Annotated in this window: 15 protein-coding genes and 1 pseudogene; 12 read left to right on the top strand and 4 right to left on the bottom strand. The window is 36.5% G+C overall.

Annotated elements, in window-relative coordinates; translation table 11 throughout:
* The first annotated feature begins 1 nt into the window (after position 1).
* The 6 genes from ACYVTD_RS02905 (at position 2) to ACYVTD_RS02880 (ending at position 4,744) form a co-directional block, all read left to right on the top strand.
* Complete coding sequence (locus tag ACYVTD_RS02905; protein ID WP_461246278.1) at positions 2-946, top strand: PSP1 domain-containing protein; 945 nt, start codon at positions 2-4, stop codon at positions 944-946.
* Positions 906-1,850: an alkaline phosphatase gene (locus ACYVTD_RS02900; RefSeq protein ID WP_461246277.1), complete on the top strand. Its 945-nt coding sequence runs from the start codon at positions 906-908 to the stop codon at positions 1,848-1,850. The genes ACYVTD_RS02905 and ACYVTD_RS02900 overlap by 41 nt, the downstream gene beginning before the upstream one ends.
* 77 nt (positions 1,851-1,927) lie before the next feature.
* A complete protein-coding gene (locus tag ACYVTD_RS02895) occupies positions 1,928-2,173 on the top strand; it encodes a ribbon-helix-helix domain-containing protein (RefSeq protein ID WP_461246276.1) in 246 nt (81 codons plus the stop codon).
* Positions 2,170-2,568: a type II toxin-antitoxin system VapC family toxin gene (locus tag ACYVTD_RS02890; protein WP_461246275.1), complete on the top strand. Its 399-nt coding sequence runs from the start codon at positions 2,170-2,172 to the stop codon at positions 2,566-2,568. Before ACYVTD_RS02895 ends, ACYVTD_RS02890 begins: the two co-directional genes overlap by 4 nt.
* 320 nt (positions 2,569-2,888) lie before the next feature.
* The gene (locus ACYVTD_RS02885; protein ID WP_461246274.1) at positions 2,889-4,325 is read left to right on the top strand and encodes a PIN domain-containing protein; all 1,437 of its coding nucleotides are present in this window, start codon (positions 2,889-2,891) and stop codon (positions 4,323-4,325) included.
* Positions 4,322-4,744 carry an ASCH domain-containing protein gene (locus tag ACYVTD_RS02880; protein WP_461246273.1) on the top strand — a complete coding sequence of 141 codons (423 nt, stop codon included), beginning with the start codon at positions 4,322-4,324 and terminating at the stop codon, positions 4,742-4,744. Before ACYVTD_RS02885 ends, ACYVTD_RS02880 begins: the two co-directional genes overlap by 4 nt.
* 34 nt (positions 4,745-4,778) lie before the next feature.
* On the opposite strand, the gene ACYVTD_RS02875 is transcribed toward ACYVTD_RS02880, so the two are convergent.
* Positions 4,779-5,117: a helix-turn-helix domain-containing protein gene (locus ACYVTD_RS02875; RefSeq protein ID WP_461246272.1), complete on the bottom strand. Its 339-nt coding sequence runs from the start codon at positions 5,115-5,117 to the stop codon at positions 4,779-4,781.
* A 190-nt stretch (positions 5,118-5,307) separates the two neighbouring features.
* Between ACYVTD_RS02875 and ACYVTD_RS02870 the strand changes: the two genes are divergently transcribed.
* The 3 genes and pseudogenes from ACYVTD_RS02870 to ACYVTD_RS02860 all read left to right on the top strand — a co-directional run bounded on the left by ACYVTD_RS02870 (position 5,308) and on the right by ACYVTD_RS02860 (position 10,126).
* A complete protein-coding gene (locus ACYVTD_RS02870) occupies positions 5,308-7,254 on the top strand; it encodes a DNA methyltransferase (protein WP_461246271.1) in 1,947 nt (648 codons plus the stop codon).
* 4 nt (positions 7,255-7,258) lie between these two features.
* Positions 7,259-9,820: pseudogene (locus tag ACYVTD_RS02865) on the top strand (DEAD/DEAH box helicase family protein).
* A gap of 96 nt (positions 9,821-9,916) precedes the next feature.
* Positions 9,917-10,126 carry a DUF433 domain-containing protein gene (locus tag ACYVTD_RS02860; protein ID WP_461246270.1) on the top strand — a complete coding sequence of 70 codons (210 nt, stop codon included), beginning with the start codon at positions 9,917-9,919 and terminating at the stop codon, positions 10,124-10,126.
* A 3-nt stretch (positions 10,127-10,129) separates the two neighbouring features.
* On the opposite strand, the gene ACYVTD_RS02855 is transcribed toward ACYVTD_RS02860, so the two are convergent.
* Complete coding sequence (locus ACYVTD_RS02855) at positions 10,130-11,188, bottom strand: AGE family epimerase/isomerase (RefSeq protein ID WP_461246295.1); 1,059 nt, start codon at positions 11,186-11,188, stop codon at positions 10,130-10,132.
* Between the two features lie 159 nt (positions 11,189-11,347).
* On the opposite strand from ACYVTD_RS02855, the gene ACYVTD_RS02850 reads away from it, so the two are divergent.
* Positions 11,348-12,643: a CsgG/HfaB family protein gene (locus ACYVTD_RS02850; protein WP_461246269.1), complete on the top strand. Its 1,296-nt coding sequence runs from the start codon at positions 11,348-11,350 to the stop codon at positions 12,641-12,643.
* Here the strand turns inward: ACYVTD_RS02850 and ACYVTD_RS02845 are convergent.
* Both ACYVTD_RS02845 and ACYVTD_RS02840 read right to left on the bottom strand, forming a co-directional pair.
* On the bottom strand, positions 12,570-12,842 hold the full coding sequence (locus tag ACYVTD_RS02845; protein ID WP_461246268.1) for a type II toxin-antitoxin system RelE/ParE family toxin: 273 nt from the start codon (positions 12,840-12,842) through the stop codon (positions 12,570-12,572). The genes ACYVTD_RS02850 and ACYVTD_RS02845 overlap by 74 nt on opposite strands.
* A gap of 3 nt (positions 12,843-12,845) precedes the next feature.
* Positions 12,846-13,133, bottom strand: coding sequence for a hypothetical protein (locus ACYVTD_RS02840; RefSeq protein ID WP_461246267.1), 288 nt, complete (start codon positions 13,131-13,133; stop codon positions 12,846-12,848).
* Between the two features lie 142 nt (positions 13,134-13,275).
* On the opposite strand from ACYVTD_RS02840, the gene ACYVTD_RS02835 reads away from it, so the two are divergent.
* Both ACYVTD_RS02835 and ACYVTD_RS02830 read left to right on the top strand, forming a co-directional pair.
* Complete coding sequence (locus tag ACYVTD_RS02835) at positions 13,276-14,154, top strand: tetratricopeptide repeat protein (RefSeq protein WP_461246266.1); 879 nt, start codon at positions 13,276-13,278, stop codon at positions 14,152-14,154.
* Between the two features lie 173 nt (positions 14,155-14,327).
* On the top strand, positions 14,328-14,561 hold a 234-nt coding region (locus ACYVTD_RS02830), incomplete at its 3' end, for a hypothetical protein (RefSeq protein WP_461246265.1).

Genomic DNA, 14,561 nt, shown 5'->3' with positions numbered 1-14,561 from the left:
TATGAGTGATTACGATGAATACGAAGATGAAGAAGATATTTCCGCTCTTGAAGACAACCACGAGATAAAACTACAAGAACGTGATGTAATTACAGGCGCGGACGCAGGGATAGAATCTATTGCCCCAGACGCTCCCATTTACAGATTGCGGCTTTTGTATTCTCAGGAAACTTTTCTTGCCGTTTATCGTGAAGATAATCTTGCTCCTAACACAATGGTAATAGTGCCCACTCGTTACGGACGCGACCTTGCGCAAGTTATCGGCTCTGTACACGGAAAACTTCCCTCTGTTTCGGAAATTGCATGGATTGTAAGGGCGGCAGATTCAGGAGATTTGGAAAAATCGCGTAACAACACTAAACTGGAAAAAGAAGCGTTTGATATTTGCAAAAAGAAAATCTTAAATCATAAGCTGGAAATGAAGCTTGTGCTTGTTCACTATCTTTTGGAAGAGCCGAAAATTTTATTTTTCTTTACCGCCGAAAACAGGGTAGACTTTAGAGAACTGGTAAAAGATTTAGTCAGCGTATTTAAGATGCGTATAGAACTGCGTCAAATCGGCGTGCGAGACGAAGCCAGAGTAACAGGCGGACTTGGAGTCTGCGGAAGAGGGTATTGCTGCCACTGTGTTTCCGACAAATTAAAACCCGTATCTTTAAAAATGGCGAAGGATCAAAAACTGTCGCTTAATTCCGTAAAAATATCCGGTCCCTGCGGCAGACTGTTATGCTGTCTTTTTTACGAATACGGATTTTACAGCGAACAACAACGCAACCTTCCGCAAGAGGGCATGAGAGCCGCCTACAACAACGAAACATGGAAAATATCCGAAGTAAACCCAATCGCCTGCCAAATAAAACTTGTTCACGAAGACGGACGGCTAATGACTGTCCCAGCCTGCCAGTTTGAACGAGTTGATAATCACTGGAAAGTTAAGAGTAATTGATAATGTGTACAAAATGAATCATTTTAAAAAATCAAAGCCGATTTTCCTCATGTTTCTTTTTTCGGTGTTTATAATTTTTTTTACAAAAGGTTGTACAAGTACAAAACCGGTATTGCATACAGGAAGTATTCCGCAAAATTTTGTTCCGGCAAAACATCTGGTATTTATCGGTCTTGACGGCTGGGGCGGCGCTTATGTTCAAGATGCGAATATGCCCACAGTAAAACGAATGATGTCTCACGGCGCATGGACTCTTTCTACGTGGGGCGTATTACCAGTTAAAAGCGGACCTAACTGGACCTCGCTTTTTTACGGTACTCCGCCAAAAGAACGCAACAGTGAAAATTTCCCCTCGATTTTTACGCTTGTAAAAAACAAAGAACAGCCAAAAAAGTCAGCTTTTTTTTACGAATGGACCGAACTGTTAAAAATCTGCCAAAATGAACCGATTGAAAAACAAGAAATATTATCCGACATTGAATCCGCCCAAAAAATTGCCGCTTATATAAAAGAGCAAAAACCCGTATTTACCGCAATTGCGTTTAACGAACCTGACGCTGTAGGACACGCAAAACGTTGGGGTTCTGCGGAATATTACGCAAAACTTACGGAGATGGACGGCTTAATAGCCATTATTGAACAAGCGGTAAAAGATGCCGGAATCTATGACAGTACGGTATTCATGTTGTCTGCGGATCACGGCGGTAGCGGTTATGGGCATGAGGCGAATACTCCCAAGCGACGCAAAACGCCTTTAATTATTTATGGCAACGGAATAAAAGAAGGATTTGCAATCACGTCCCTTGTTAATATTTACGACATTGCACCCACTATGGCGGCACTTCTGGGCATTGACACTCCCCTAGAATGGACAGGCAGGATTTTGTATGAGATTTTTAGATAAAGCGATTGTTACAGAGGAAAGCCCACCCTCTTGACAAGTATGCAAAATGTATGTATATTGTATGCAGAGGAGAAAATATGCCGCTGTTACAGGTAAGGGACTTTCCCCCTGATGTTTACGAACAAATCAAGTTTGAGGCAAAACGCCAACACAGAACCATTGCCCAACAAACCGTCGTGCTGATAAAGGACGGACTGGAAAAGGAAATTTCCGGGCGTGAGCGAAGGCTTGCCGCTCTTGAAAGATCAAGAAACAGGATTATTCCCGAAGAAGCAAAAGATTTTGACTTTGTACAATCAATCCGCGAGGATCGGAACAGATGAACGTAATTATTGATGTTTCAGGCTCAACGGAAATCCTTTTAAGAAAGGAAAAATCCAAAAAATTCGACGACCTCTTACAGGAAGCAAAAATTGTTCTTACGCCGGATTTATATATTTCCGAATTATCCAATACTTTTTGGAAATACGCTAAAATAAAAAAATACAATAAGGACGACTGTACAAAATACATACAAGACGGTCTGGATTATATAGAAATATTTATCGACAGCAGAACTATTTGGGAAGAAGCATTCACCGAAAGCATAAACAACAACCATTCCGTTTACGACATGTTTTACATGGTTGCCGCAAGAAGGAACAACGCAACATTAATAACGAATGATAAAGCGCTTGCGGCAATTTGCAAGAAGAACCATGTTCAGGTTTGTTGTTGATGTGGGAAACCAGGCAGCTTAATAAGTGGTTGAAATATATAGACAGATTGTGGTATACTTAAATAAGTAAGGATATGTTTACCGTGAAAGTTAAAAAGGTAAACAAAGCGAGATAGAAAACAAATGGAGGGATTCAACAGATTTAGGTAATAAATATATTTTTGCGTCATATATGATTTTAGGGAGGAAGATCATAGATTATGAATAATTCTTTTTTCATTTTAAACAAACAAGATTTAACCATTGAACATGTCCATATTTGTGCTTGGAATATCCGAAGCACATCTTCTTTTCTTGAAATCATGAAGGAATAATAAATATTGAAAATACTTATTGATACCAATATTTTTATTCCGCTTGAGATCGCTTCATTAAACGATATTGAGCCTAATCAAAAATTAAAAAATGAATTTTATACAAAATGTAATCGTTCCGGTTTTTCAGTTTTTTTACATTCTGCAATAAAAAATGATATAAATAGGGATACAGACAATAAAAGAAAAGAGATTCGTTTGCAAGCAATCAATAAATACCCATTATTAGACAACTTAAAATACAGTGAATATGTAGAAGAAAAAATAGGTCTCCCATCCGAAAACACACATGATTTTGTTGATTATCATTTATTAAATGCTGTTTACATAAATGCTGTTAATATATTAGTTTCTAATGACAAAGAAGTTCATAAGCGAGCAAAAGAATTAGGCATCTCTGATAAAGTTTATTATTTGGATGATGTTGATGTTCTATTTCAATCTGTTGAGACAGAACCAATCAAATTATTCCCTATCATTAAAGCAGAGAAATGTTTTAATGTTAGTCTTTCGGATGAAATATTTGACTCTATAAGATCGGATTATAAAGGTTTTGATAATTGGTATAAGACAAAATGCCAACTGGAACATCGTTCTTGTTATATAATAAAAAAAGAAAATCACATTGATGGAATAGCGATTTACAAAAAAGAAGAAGAAAATAATGAATTAGCAAAATATAACTTAACTGGAAAAGTATTAAAAATATGCACATTTAAAACTTCAAATAGAGTATCTGGTAATAAATTCGGAGAATTGCTTCTACGTTCTATATTTGATTTTTGTTATTTAAATAATTTTGAGTATATATATGTTACTGCGTTTGAAGAAAATATTATTTGTTCATTTTTTGAAAATTTCGGTTTTGAACGTCATAAAACAATAAAAGATGATACCGGTGAGGTGATTTATATAAAACGATTGATTCCTGATAATAACAGACAATTGACACCTTTTCAATATCATACGCTTTATGGACCAAAATATTATAACGAAAAATCAACATCCTTTCTTGTTCCAATAAAACCAGCTTATCATGAAAAACTTTTTCCAGAATTAGAAAGACAGCCCTTACTGTTTCCTCATAAAGATGCTTGCTCAAATGGAATTAGAAAAGCTTATATATGCCTTAGTAATACTAATAAAATTAAGGAAGGTGATCTGTTATATTTCTATAGATCACAAGATTTAAAAAATATTCAAGCAATAGGTATTACCGAAAAAGTTATTAGAACCACTGATATTGACGAGATAATTTCAATCACGGCAAGAAGGACCGTTTTTACTGTAAAGGAAATAAATGAAACTTATGGTAACGATAAAGAAGTGCTTGTAATTTTATTTAGGCAAGCAAATAGTTTTTCTAAGGCAATTACTCTAAAAGAACTTGGGTTAGATTATCATCCTCAATGCATAATACAAATAAAACAAGGTGTAATATGAATAATTCAAATGATGATACCGTAGTACTTATGTCTATCAATCCACAATATGTAAAAGCAATTCAATCTGGTAATAAATTGATTGAATTCAGAAAAAGAAAATTCACAAAAACGGTAAAAAATATTCTCGTTTATGAAACTGCTCCATTGATGGCGGTTGTAGGGTATTTTGAAATAAAATATATAGATATTGGTACACCCAAAGAAATATGGAAAAAATATTCAAAAATTGGCGAAATAACAGAAGTTGAATATTTTAAATATTATACTGAATCAAATATTGCTGTTGGAATATCTATCAATGAATACTTTCCGTTTTCAAAACCAATTGATCTAAGAAAATATAAAATTAAACCTCCACAGTCATTTATTTATTTAACGAAAGATCTATTTAAAAACATGAAAAAAATAGGGAGTTAGAAAACCATATTATATTCTTCCCCTTAAAATCCCCCTAACCCCCATCTTCCCGAAACGAAAGCCACTTAATAAAATCTAAAACAAAAGCCTTTTTTTTATCATCTAATTTTTCAGAGAGTTGTGCAATATGACGTGATGAATTACTTAATTTTGGAGAAGTGTTATTGGAGTTGTCATTCCCGTTTACAAGGTATTCAGCAGATACACCCAAGGCTTGCGCTATTTTGACACCTTTTTCAAGAGTTGGAATTTTACCTTTTGCGCTGAGATAATGATTAATACTGTGTATATTGACACCTGATTTGTTGGCTAGTTCCTTTGCTTGCAAGCCAGAAAATCTTAACTGTGATTTCAAATTCTCTCTAAAACCCATTGTTCTTCCTTTATAGGCTAAAAGTCCTAATTTGAGGTATTTTCTGGGATTATATGATTATATAAATCTCCATATTAGGACTATTGTCCTATTTTTGTTTTTTTATTATGCTTATAGTAAAAAGGCATAAATTGAGAAGTATGTTTTGTTAAGAAGTATTTTGAACATGTAAGGGGATAGTGAATTTCAAGTGAATTTATATGAAATTTTAGAAAAACAACTGAAAAAAGAGCCTAACTTTGTTACCGATAACGGGGAATTGAAGAAATGGGTAGTGTTAAATAAAGCTCAGAATTTTGACGAAGAAATTCTTGAATTATTGCTTGATAATACTGAATTGAAAGAAAAGTTTTTTGTGAATGTAAAAGGCACATTAATATTTAACCAAACTCTGTTTACGCAATTTCTGGAGCAAAAAAACTACTTGAATGACAGTTATACTCAATATAAAAACAAAGTCGGGTTGACAATTGACGGCAAATATTTGAAACAACGCAATGATGTCGCATTAGTTTGGCCATTTAAGGATTGCGTTTTGGAAGGCGGACAGAGTCGTGAAGAAGACAAGCGTGAGGAAATTTTCTTTAATGAAGTTTTGGCACAAGATGAAATTACACAGCTTTTTGAACCTAAAGTGTTAACCAATGCTAAAAGAATTGATGCGGATGGTGAAAAGCCATTTGACCAGTTTATTAGAGATAAAAACGGAACTATTACCGACAACTTGGTTATCAAAGGAAATAATCTTTTAGCTCTACATACATTAAAAAAAGAATTTGCAGGGAAAGTAAAACTTATTTATATAGATCCACCTTATAATACAGGAGATGATGATTTTTGTTATAACGATAAATTTAATCACTCTACATGGTTGACCTTCATTGAAAACAGGCTCCTTATTGCAAAAGAGTTATTAAGACCAGATGGTGTTATTTTTATCCAAATTAATGACATTGAAGAAGCATATTTGAAGGTTTTATGTGATGAAATTTTTAACAGAGACTGTTTCCATACATCCATCTGTGTTCAAATGTCTCATTTAAGTGGTGTTAAGATGGCTCATAAAGAAAAGAAACTTCCAAAAATAAAAGAATACATTCTTTTTTATACAAAAAACAAAAAAATAAATCTCATTCCACAATATATACCAGCGAGTTGGGATGATGCATTAGATAGATATTCGTCTTTTATAGTTAAAGGGAATTATCCAGAAAATGAATGCAGTAACTGGGAAATTATTCCTTTAGGAGAAGCAATAAAAAAAGCAGGAATTAATAAAGATGATACAAAAGCGGTATTAAATTTTAAAATAAATAATGCAGAATTAATTTTTAGAACTGCAAGAAACAGGGGGGCTGATTATTCAAATTTAAATCCAAATGTTTTTACAAAGATTGATAATCATGACGGAACTTATTATTTTGTTTATAAGGGAGAAGATGTAAGTTTTGCAGCAGAAAAAATTATTGAGCAAGATGGGAAATTAATTCCTGTTGTTGCGGTAGGTGATATATGGAGTGACATTGGAATTAATAATCTTTCGAATGAAGGGGGAGTAGATTTGAGATTTGGTAAGAAACCTGAAAAATTAATTGAAAGGCTAATAAAAATGATATCAACCTCAGAAGATGATATAATATTGGACTTTTTTGCCGGATCAGGCACAACTGGAGCCGTTGCACATAAATTAAAAAGAAAATACATAATTGTGGAACAATTAGATAATCATATAATAAAATCCGTAAATAGACTTAAACGTGTCATACAAGAGAAGGAAAAAGGAAATAAAGACAATAATAGGCAAAGTGGTGGTGGTTTTATCTTCCTTGAACTTAAAAAATATAACCAAACTTTTATAGAGCAGATAGAAGAAGCCAAAGATACAAAAACACTGCTGCAAATCTGGGAACAGATGAAGATTAAATCCTTTTTGAATTATAATGTTGATATTAAAAAACAAGATGAACATATAGAAGACTTTAAAACCTTGAACTTGCAGGATCAAAAAATACATCTTTGTGAATTATTAGATAAAAATCAATTATATGTCAATCTTTCTTCTCTTAATGATACAGATTTTCAATGTAGCGAAGAAGAAAAAAGATTGAATAAAGATTTTTATCGTATAGAAGGATGATTAAATGGCTTTTTTACACGAAATATTTAATAATCCCTTTGCAAAAAGATATTTAGCCAATATTGTTTTGCCAAATTTGATTATTGATAATTTAAGATACTCTATACGACCTTATCAAGAAGAAACATTAAAGAGATATCTATACCTTGACCAGGAAGACATCGAAGAGAAACCTAAAAAACCATATCATTTACTCTTTAATATGGCAACAGGAAGCGGTAAAACGCTCATAATGGCAGGTCTTATATTATACCTTTTTGAAAAAGATTATCGTAAATTTATGTTTTTTGTAAAAAATAATAATAACATTTAAAAAACTAAAGATAATTTTCTTAATTTTCAGGCATCAAAATATTTATTTAATGATAAAATTGTGATTGGCGGAAAAGAAATATACATCAAAGAGATTGACAACTTAGAGGAAGTTGATGATCAAAATATTAATATTAAATTTACTACCATTCAGCAGCTTCATATTGATTTGAATAATACTAAAGAAAACAGTGTTACATATGAAGATTTTAAAAACATGAAGATTGTATTGATTGCAGACGAAGCTCATCATTTAAACTCAGCGACCATTAACAATGGAGAATTATTTGGCAGTTGGGAAGGAACAGTTTTGCAAATTCTCAATCAAAATTTTGATAATATTCTTCTTGAATTCACAGCAACTTTGGATTATGACAGCCGTGATATTGTAACCAAATATCAAGATAAAGTAATATTTAAATACGATCTTTCCCAGTTTCGTAATGATAAATATTCTAAAGAAATCAACTTAATCCGATCTTTGTATGATGAACAAGACAGAATTTTACAAGCATTGATTTTAAATCTGTATCGTCAGGAAATAGCCACTTTAAATAATATTAATTTAAAACCTGTAATTCTATTTAAGGCAAAAAAGACGATACATGAATCAGAGCGAAATAAAGAGAAATTTCACAATTTAATTGATGACTTGTCAATAGTAATGATAGAGAACATCAAAAAAACATCTACTGTTTCCATTGTTCAGAAAGCGTTTAAATTTTTTGAAGAGAGAAATATTTCAACTGATGAAATAGTGAAACGCATAAAGGCAAATTTCAAATTTGAGAATTGCCTGAGCGCAAACAACGACGCAGAAGCGGAAAAAAATCAAATTTTATTAAATAGTCTGGAAGATGAAAAAAATCCAATCCGGGCTATTTTTGCTGTTCAAAAACTTAATGAAGGGTGGGATGTTTTAAATTTATTCGATATTGTACGACTTTATGAAACTCGTGATGGAAAAGACGGAAAACCCGGAAAAACAACACTTTCGGAAGCGCAATTAATTGGTCGTGGCGCAAGATATTATCCTTTTTCATTGGAAGAAGGACAGGATAAATATACACGGAAGTATGATAACGATATTTCAAATGACCTTAAAATACTTGAAGAACTTTATTATCACACAAAAGAAGACAGCCGTTATATTTCGGAATTGAAAGCTGCCCTTATTGAATCAGGTGTTTATGAAGATGATGAAAAATTAGTACATAAAAAACTTATAGTAAAAAATAATTTTAAGGGGACAGGATTATACCGTAATGGCTATGTTTTCTTTAACAAAAAAAAGCCAAGAAGTTTTGATAATATAAAATCATTTGCCGACCTAGACATAAAAAGAACTAATTATCGCCATGTTATGTCATCGGGGGTTGGTAGAATGTCAAATGCGTTTCTTGAATCGGAACCACCTGTTGCTAATAGTGAAGAAATTGAAAGTAAAGATGTAAAACTGAGTGTTATCCCAAAGCACATCATCCGTTTTGCATTGAGTCAAAATCCTTTTTATTATTTTGATAATATATCGCATTATTTTCCAACCATTAAAAGTATTTCCAACTTCATTGATAATAAAGATTTTTTATCAGGATTGGAAATTACATTTAAGGGAACTCATAAACGATTGCTGGATATTTGCCATTTTGATTATTTACAGGCGTTGAATGGTCTTTTACAAAACATAGAAGCAGATATTAAAAGCAATACAACAGAATACGAAGGGACTGAATATATCAATCAACCTATTAATCAGATTTTCAAAGACAAAGAAATAAAAGTAAGAAAAGACAGCGAAAGAGCAGACGGACAGGAATCATTTGTTTCAGAAAAACCTTGGTATGTTTACAATGCTAATTACGGTACAAGCGAAGAAAAAAAGTTTGTAGAACTTTTTGAAAGACGATACGATGGATTGAATCAAAAGTTTGAAAATATTTATCTTATTAGAAACGAAAGAGAATTAAAAATATTTGACAAACGTGGTCGAGCTTTTGAACCTGACTTCCTATTATTTTGTAAGCAACGTAATGACAAAGAGTTGACTTTTCAAGTTTTCATTGAACCAAAAGGCAAATATTTAATTGGTTATGACAAATGGAAAGAGGATTATTTAAAAGAAATCAGAAATGAACAAAAAGTTATTAATATTAGTACGGACACTTATTTAATAACAGCTGTCCCATTTTATAATTATGATAATGAAAATGAATTTAAGACAACATTAGAAAATACATTAAACGGATTAAATTGACAGGAAAGAAAGAATAAAATCCATCGCTTATTGTATTTGTTTAATCCTCGACAAAAAAGTTATATTGTGGTATAATATGAGCATAAGGAGACAAAATTGCCACTTGAACATTTTGACCGTATAACCAATGACCCCGGTATAATGGGCGGTAAGTCCTGTATAAGGGGCATGCGTATTACTGTGGGCAGAATACTCTCCCAAATTGGTGCGGGAGAAACAATTGAAGAGTTACTAGTTGATTATCCCTATCTGGAGAGGGAAGACATTCTGCAATCCCTGCAATACGCCACTTGGCTCGAACAATAACCCTCACCCCATCCTTCTCGCAATCTCCAAGCAAGCCCTTGCGTTATGATACGGGCATTTCCAGAAACCTGCCTTAGGCAGTTTCATATCCGGCGTATTGTCAATGAACAATTCATTGTGCCACTCGCCGTTGCCTTGATCTACAAAACGGTTTTGAATGAAACTCCATATACTGTTAGCGGCGTTAAAATATTTTTGATCGCCTGATAACTCGTATGCGTTGTAAAAACCTACGACCGCTTCTGCTTGGGTCCACCATTCTTTTTTTTGGTGCTTGTGTCCTTCCTCGTTGCAACCGCTGAACAGTCCGCCGTTTATGCGGTCGATGGCATCATTATAAGTAACATCCGCAATTGCCAAGGCGGTTTGTTTTACTTTGTTAATAAGACTTTTATCGCCAACGGCAAGCGCCGCATCGTACAATAGCCAGCTTCCTTCAATGTCATGCCCGAAGGAAATATCTTTTGAGAGAGAATTCCAATTCATATCAAAAAACAACTCAAAGTGAAAATTGTTGTTTACAATTTTTTCGAGCATTATGTGCAATAGAGCCTCAAGAGCTTTTCGTACTCGCTCGTCTCCGTTGGCACGGAGTAAATTTGTGTAGGCTTCCAAAATATGCAGGTTGGTGTTCATGGATTTTGGGCAGTTAAGGTCTTTTTCGCTTAGGCGATAATCGTCAATATTTTGCCATTCACGGTTACACGCCTCAATATAACCGCCCGTAGACGGAGCAAATCCGTATTGTTCTGTTACATCGAAAAGCTCCATTGCCAATTTTAACGACGATTGATCCTCCGTGGCACGGTAATGTTCGCTCAACGCATAGATACCAAAGGCGATGTTGTAAAATTGCTTTTTTGTATCAATCGCTTTTCCGGTATGATCTACAAACCAGTGTAGTCCGCCGTATGTTATATCCAAAAAGGCTGACGATAAAAAATCCCTGGCATGCTGGGCACAAGCTTTGTAGACAGGATCTGCGAACAGGCGGTATGCGGCGGAAAATGACCAAAGTATCCTTGAATTTAAAATACAGCCCTTGTCGGCGTTTTTGTATATATTGCCGAGCGGATTGGCAAGGTGGGGTGCCGAATGATGGCACGGCGAAGCCGTGTGGATGAAAAAAGTCTACAAGGCATGGCGCACAATAAACGTTGCATGGATGAGTCATGCGCGAGGGATTTATCCCGAGTAGTGCGCCGAAGAATTGGGGGTTAAATGAAAAGGATTTTAATTTCCGTTTTAACCGCATACCGCCATGGACGGCGGTGGAAAAATGCTTTAGCTGGAGTTTTTGCAAAGCAAAAACTCCTATGCATAATATCAGCATGGATGCTGATATTATGCACATGTGCCACCACCCCAAAAGTCCCCGATGAATTGGACATGACGCTTCGGGAAGTCTCCGACTACCTGAACGAAAGCGTACCCAAAGGGAGAAAAATCGCCTTCGTCAGCGTCCAGTCAGATTCGGTTGCACTCACCGAATACGTCATAGACGTGCTGATCGCCAACGCCGTGAACGACAGAAATTTTTCCGTAGTTGACCGCCAACAGTTGGACGCCGCCAGAACCGAACTTAATTTTAATTGGGCAGGCGAAGTGGACGACAAGTCCGCACAGCAAGTAGGAAAAATGCTCGGAGCACAGACAATCATCACAGGCAGGGTAAGTAAAGTAGGCGACCGCTACCGCTTGAATATCCGTGCCCTAGAAACAGAGACCGTTCAAGTGCAGGGAAGCAACAACTGGAACATATCCGCCGGAAAAACGATAACCGCCCTGTTAGCTGACAAAAGCGGCGGCAGAACATCGGGCGGCGGTTCTTACGGCGGAACAACAACGAATGGCGGTACAAACAATGGCGATAAATCGGCGACAGGAAAGAAAAGCGGCGGAAAAACGGCGACCTCAACAAAAGCCGCAACGCCAACCTATAAAATCGGCGACACCGGACCCGCAGGCGGATTTATTTTCTACGACAAAGGAAACAATCGTGGCGGATGGCAATATTTGGAAGCCGCCCCTGCGGATACGGAACGGGAAGTTTTTATACCGGGTTATATAAATCCCTATTCTCTTGGAAATAAAAACCTTGTAGGAGACGGATTAGAAAACACACGGAATATGATGGCAGTCATAGAAAAAGAAGGCGGCGGTATTAATTCTGCTCCTTATTATTGCACAAACCTTATTGTAAACGATTTCAATGACTGGTATTTGCCTTCGATAGATGAAATCACCCTGATGTATTCAAATTTATACTTAAACAACATCGGCAATTTCAGGGGAAAAGAATATTGGCACTCATCAATACAGGGAGTAGTGGTTGGAACTTACGATTTTGCAAAAGGAACGTCCGGCAGACACAGTTATGGCGGTGAAAACGACAAACGTCTTGTCCGTGCCTGTCGGCGGTTTTTGGGGAAGGGAGAAAATGTTAGAACAAGTCGGAATGCGTACCGGTACGATGAAAAGAAACAGTACGAGCGACAGGGTCAATTTCGTAGATGAGTACCCAATCGCCCTGAATATGACATTCAAACGTGTCTTTCCATTTGCCTTTGAGTGGGTGATTACAGCGTTCCGGCGGCAAAGGCTGTTCGTTAATGATCATTCCCATTACTTCGGTAAGTTTATTTATATCCTTGCCACGTTTCCCCATAAGCTTCCGTTCTCTTTTGAAAGGACCTGTAAACCTCGGTTTCAGCATGGGTTAATCGTCCGAGTCCAAATCTTTAAGCATTTCTTCAAGAGAATTGTACAATTTGGAAGGAATCTCCCCTCTCATCATTGCTCTGCCTTCCTCAATGGCGGCGATAGTTTCGGCATTGGGCATATAATCGTGTGCGGCGCAGATGGGACATTCCCCTTCAGAATTAAGCTCATCTTCAGCCGGAGCCGGAGTAAAGGCGATAATGGTCCTTCCCGACGGCACTTCTTTCGGCACGTCAATGGTCAGCCTGTGATTGGCAGGAATTTCTACGGTCTGTGTAATGCTCATGGAGTAAATATAGCATGAAAAACAGCATAAATCAAGGAGGGAGGGAACAAGCATTTTTGAAATAAACCGCCGTTGGCGGTGTTTGAATAACAAGCTATCCGTAGGATAGCAAGTCACTCATGCGACATAAGGAGAAAAAATTATGGCTACAGTAGAAGAACGTTACAAAGAAGCGGAAAAACTTATCGATAAAGGGGAATTTCAAAAAGCTTATCCCTTGATAGTACCGCTTGCAAATGAGGGATATGCCCCTGCTCAATTTGATCTGGGCTGTTGTTATGAAACTGGCGAGGGCGTTCCGCAAGATTACGCCAAAGCCGCAGAATGGTTTTTGAAATCCGCAGAACAGGGTTACGACTACGCACAGCTTACTATTGGCATTTATTATAATCAGGGTCAAGGTGTTCCGCAAAATTTCGCAAAAGGTGCGGAGTTTTTACGGAAGGCGGCGGAACAAGGGTTAGGTGAAGCACAGGTTAATCTCGGTGCTCTTTACGCAGTCGGTCAGGGTGTTCCGCAGAATTACGCCAAAGCGGTTGAATGGTACGGCAAAGCGGCGGAACAAGGATTCGCTTTAGCTCAATATAATTTGGGTGCTTGCTATAACAACGGATTAGGTGTAACTAAAGATTTCACAAAAGCCGTAGAATTGTATAAAAAAGCGGCGGAACAGGGAGAAGCTAACGCACAGTATGTATTGTCTATTTGTTATTTTCAGGGGCAAGGCGTTCCAAAAGACATAGACAAATCCGACGAATTGATAAGAAAAGCGGCGGAACAAGGCCACCCCGAAGCCATAAAAGCAATTAACAATTTTGAAAAAACGCAAAAGGAAAGCGACCCCCCAAGCACACAAGGCGGCACAAGCGTCAGTAAAATCGCCATAATCGGGGCGGTAGCCGGAGCGGTACTTGTCGGCATAATTCCAGGTTTCGGCATTATCCGCCTAATCATAGGAGCGGTTGCAGGCTTTTTTATCGGTATGATAATCGACAAGAAAGTTATTAACAAACAAAGGTGAGTAGTATGCTCTTGGGGGCATGGGAAACAATGTAAATCAATGAGGAAAAAATATGTAAAGAACAAGCGATTAACCTGCCCAAACAACCGCCGTTGGCGGACTCCCACTGTTAGTGGGGGGCGTGGTAATTAATAAAAGCGTTCATGCCGCTTAATGCATGAAAGGAGTTTTTTATGGCAACTTTCAAAATTGACAACCAGACATCATTTGAACTGGAAGAAGGGGAAAAAGTGGAATTTAAGAATTTACCGCTGACACGAATTGATAAAGGCGGCTGTTTAATGTCGTTATTAAATTTGGTAACTTTCGGCATTGCGGGAGCGATAACTAAAAAGAAGTGGGAGGCAAACATCGCAGTTACCAACAAACGGGTGGTAATCGTTCCAATTCCCCCCAATGAAAAGAAC

It is taken from the genome of Treponema sp. R6D11 (assembly GCF_054786075.1).
This window is presented reverse-complemented; position numbering and strand designations above follow the sequence as displayed.

Bases quoted from the DNA above. Each gene is read 5' to 3' on its own strand.
- ACYVTD_RS02905 (WP_461246278.1), top strand. From the start codon at position 2: ATGAGTGATTACGATGAATACGAAGATGAAGAAGATATTTCCGCTCTT.
- ACYVTD_RS02895 (WP_461246276.1), top strand. From the start codon at position 1,928: ATGCCGCTGTTACAGGTAAGGGACTTTCCCCCTGATGTTTACGAACAA.
- ACYVTD_RS02890 (WP_461246275.1), top strand. From the start codon at position 2,170: ATGAACGTAATTATTGATGTTTCAGGCTCAACGGAAATCCTTTTAAGA.
- ACYVTD_RS02880 (WP_461246273.1), top strand. From the start codon at position 4,322: ATGAATAATTCAAATGATGATACCGTAGTACTTATGTCTATCAATCCA.
- ACYVTD_RS02875 (WP_461246272.1), bottom strand. From the start codon at position 5,117: ATGGGTTTTAGAGAGAATTTGAAATCACAGTTAAGATTTTCTGGCTTG.
- ACYVTD_RS02850 (WP_461246269.1), top strand. From the start codon at position 11,348: ATGAAAAGGATTTTAATTTCCGTTTTAACCGCATACCGCCATGGACGG.
- ACYVTD_RS02845 (WP_461246268.1), bottom strand. From the start codon at position 12,842: ATGCTGAAACCGAGGTTTACAGGTCCTTTCAAAAGAGAACGGAAGCTT.
- ACYVTD_RS02840 (WP_461246267.1), bottom strand. From the start codon at position 13,133: ATGAGCATTACACAGACCGTAGAAATTCCTGCCAATCACAGGCTGACC.
- ACYVTD_RS02835 (WP_461246266.1), top strand. From the start codon at position 13,276: ATGGCTACAGTAGAAGAACGTTACAAAGAAGCGGAAAAACTTATCGAT.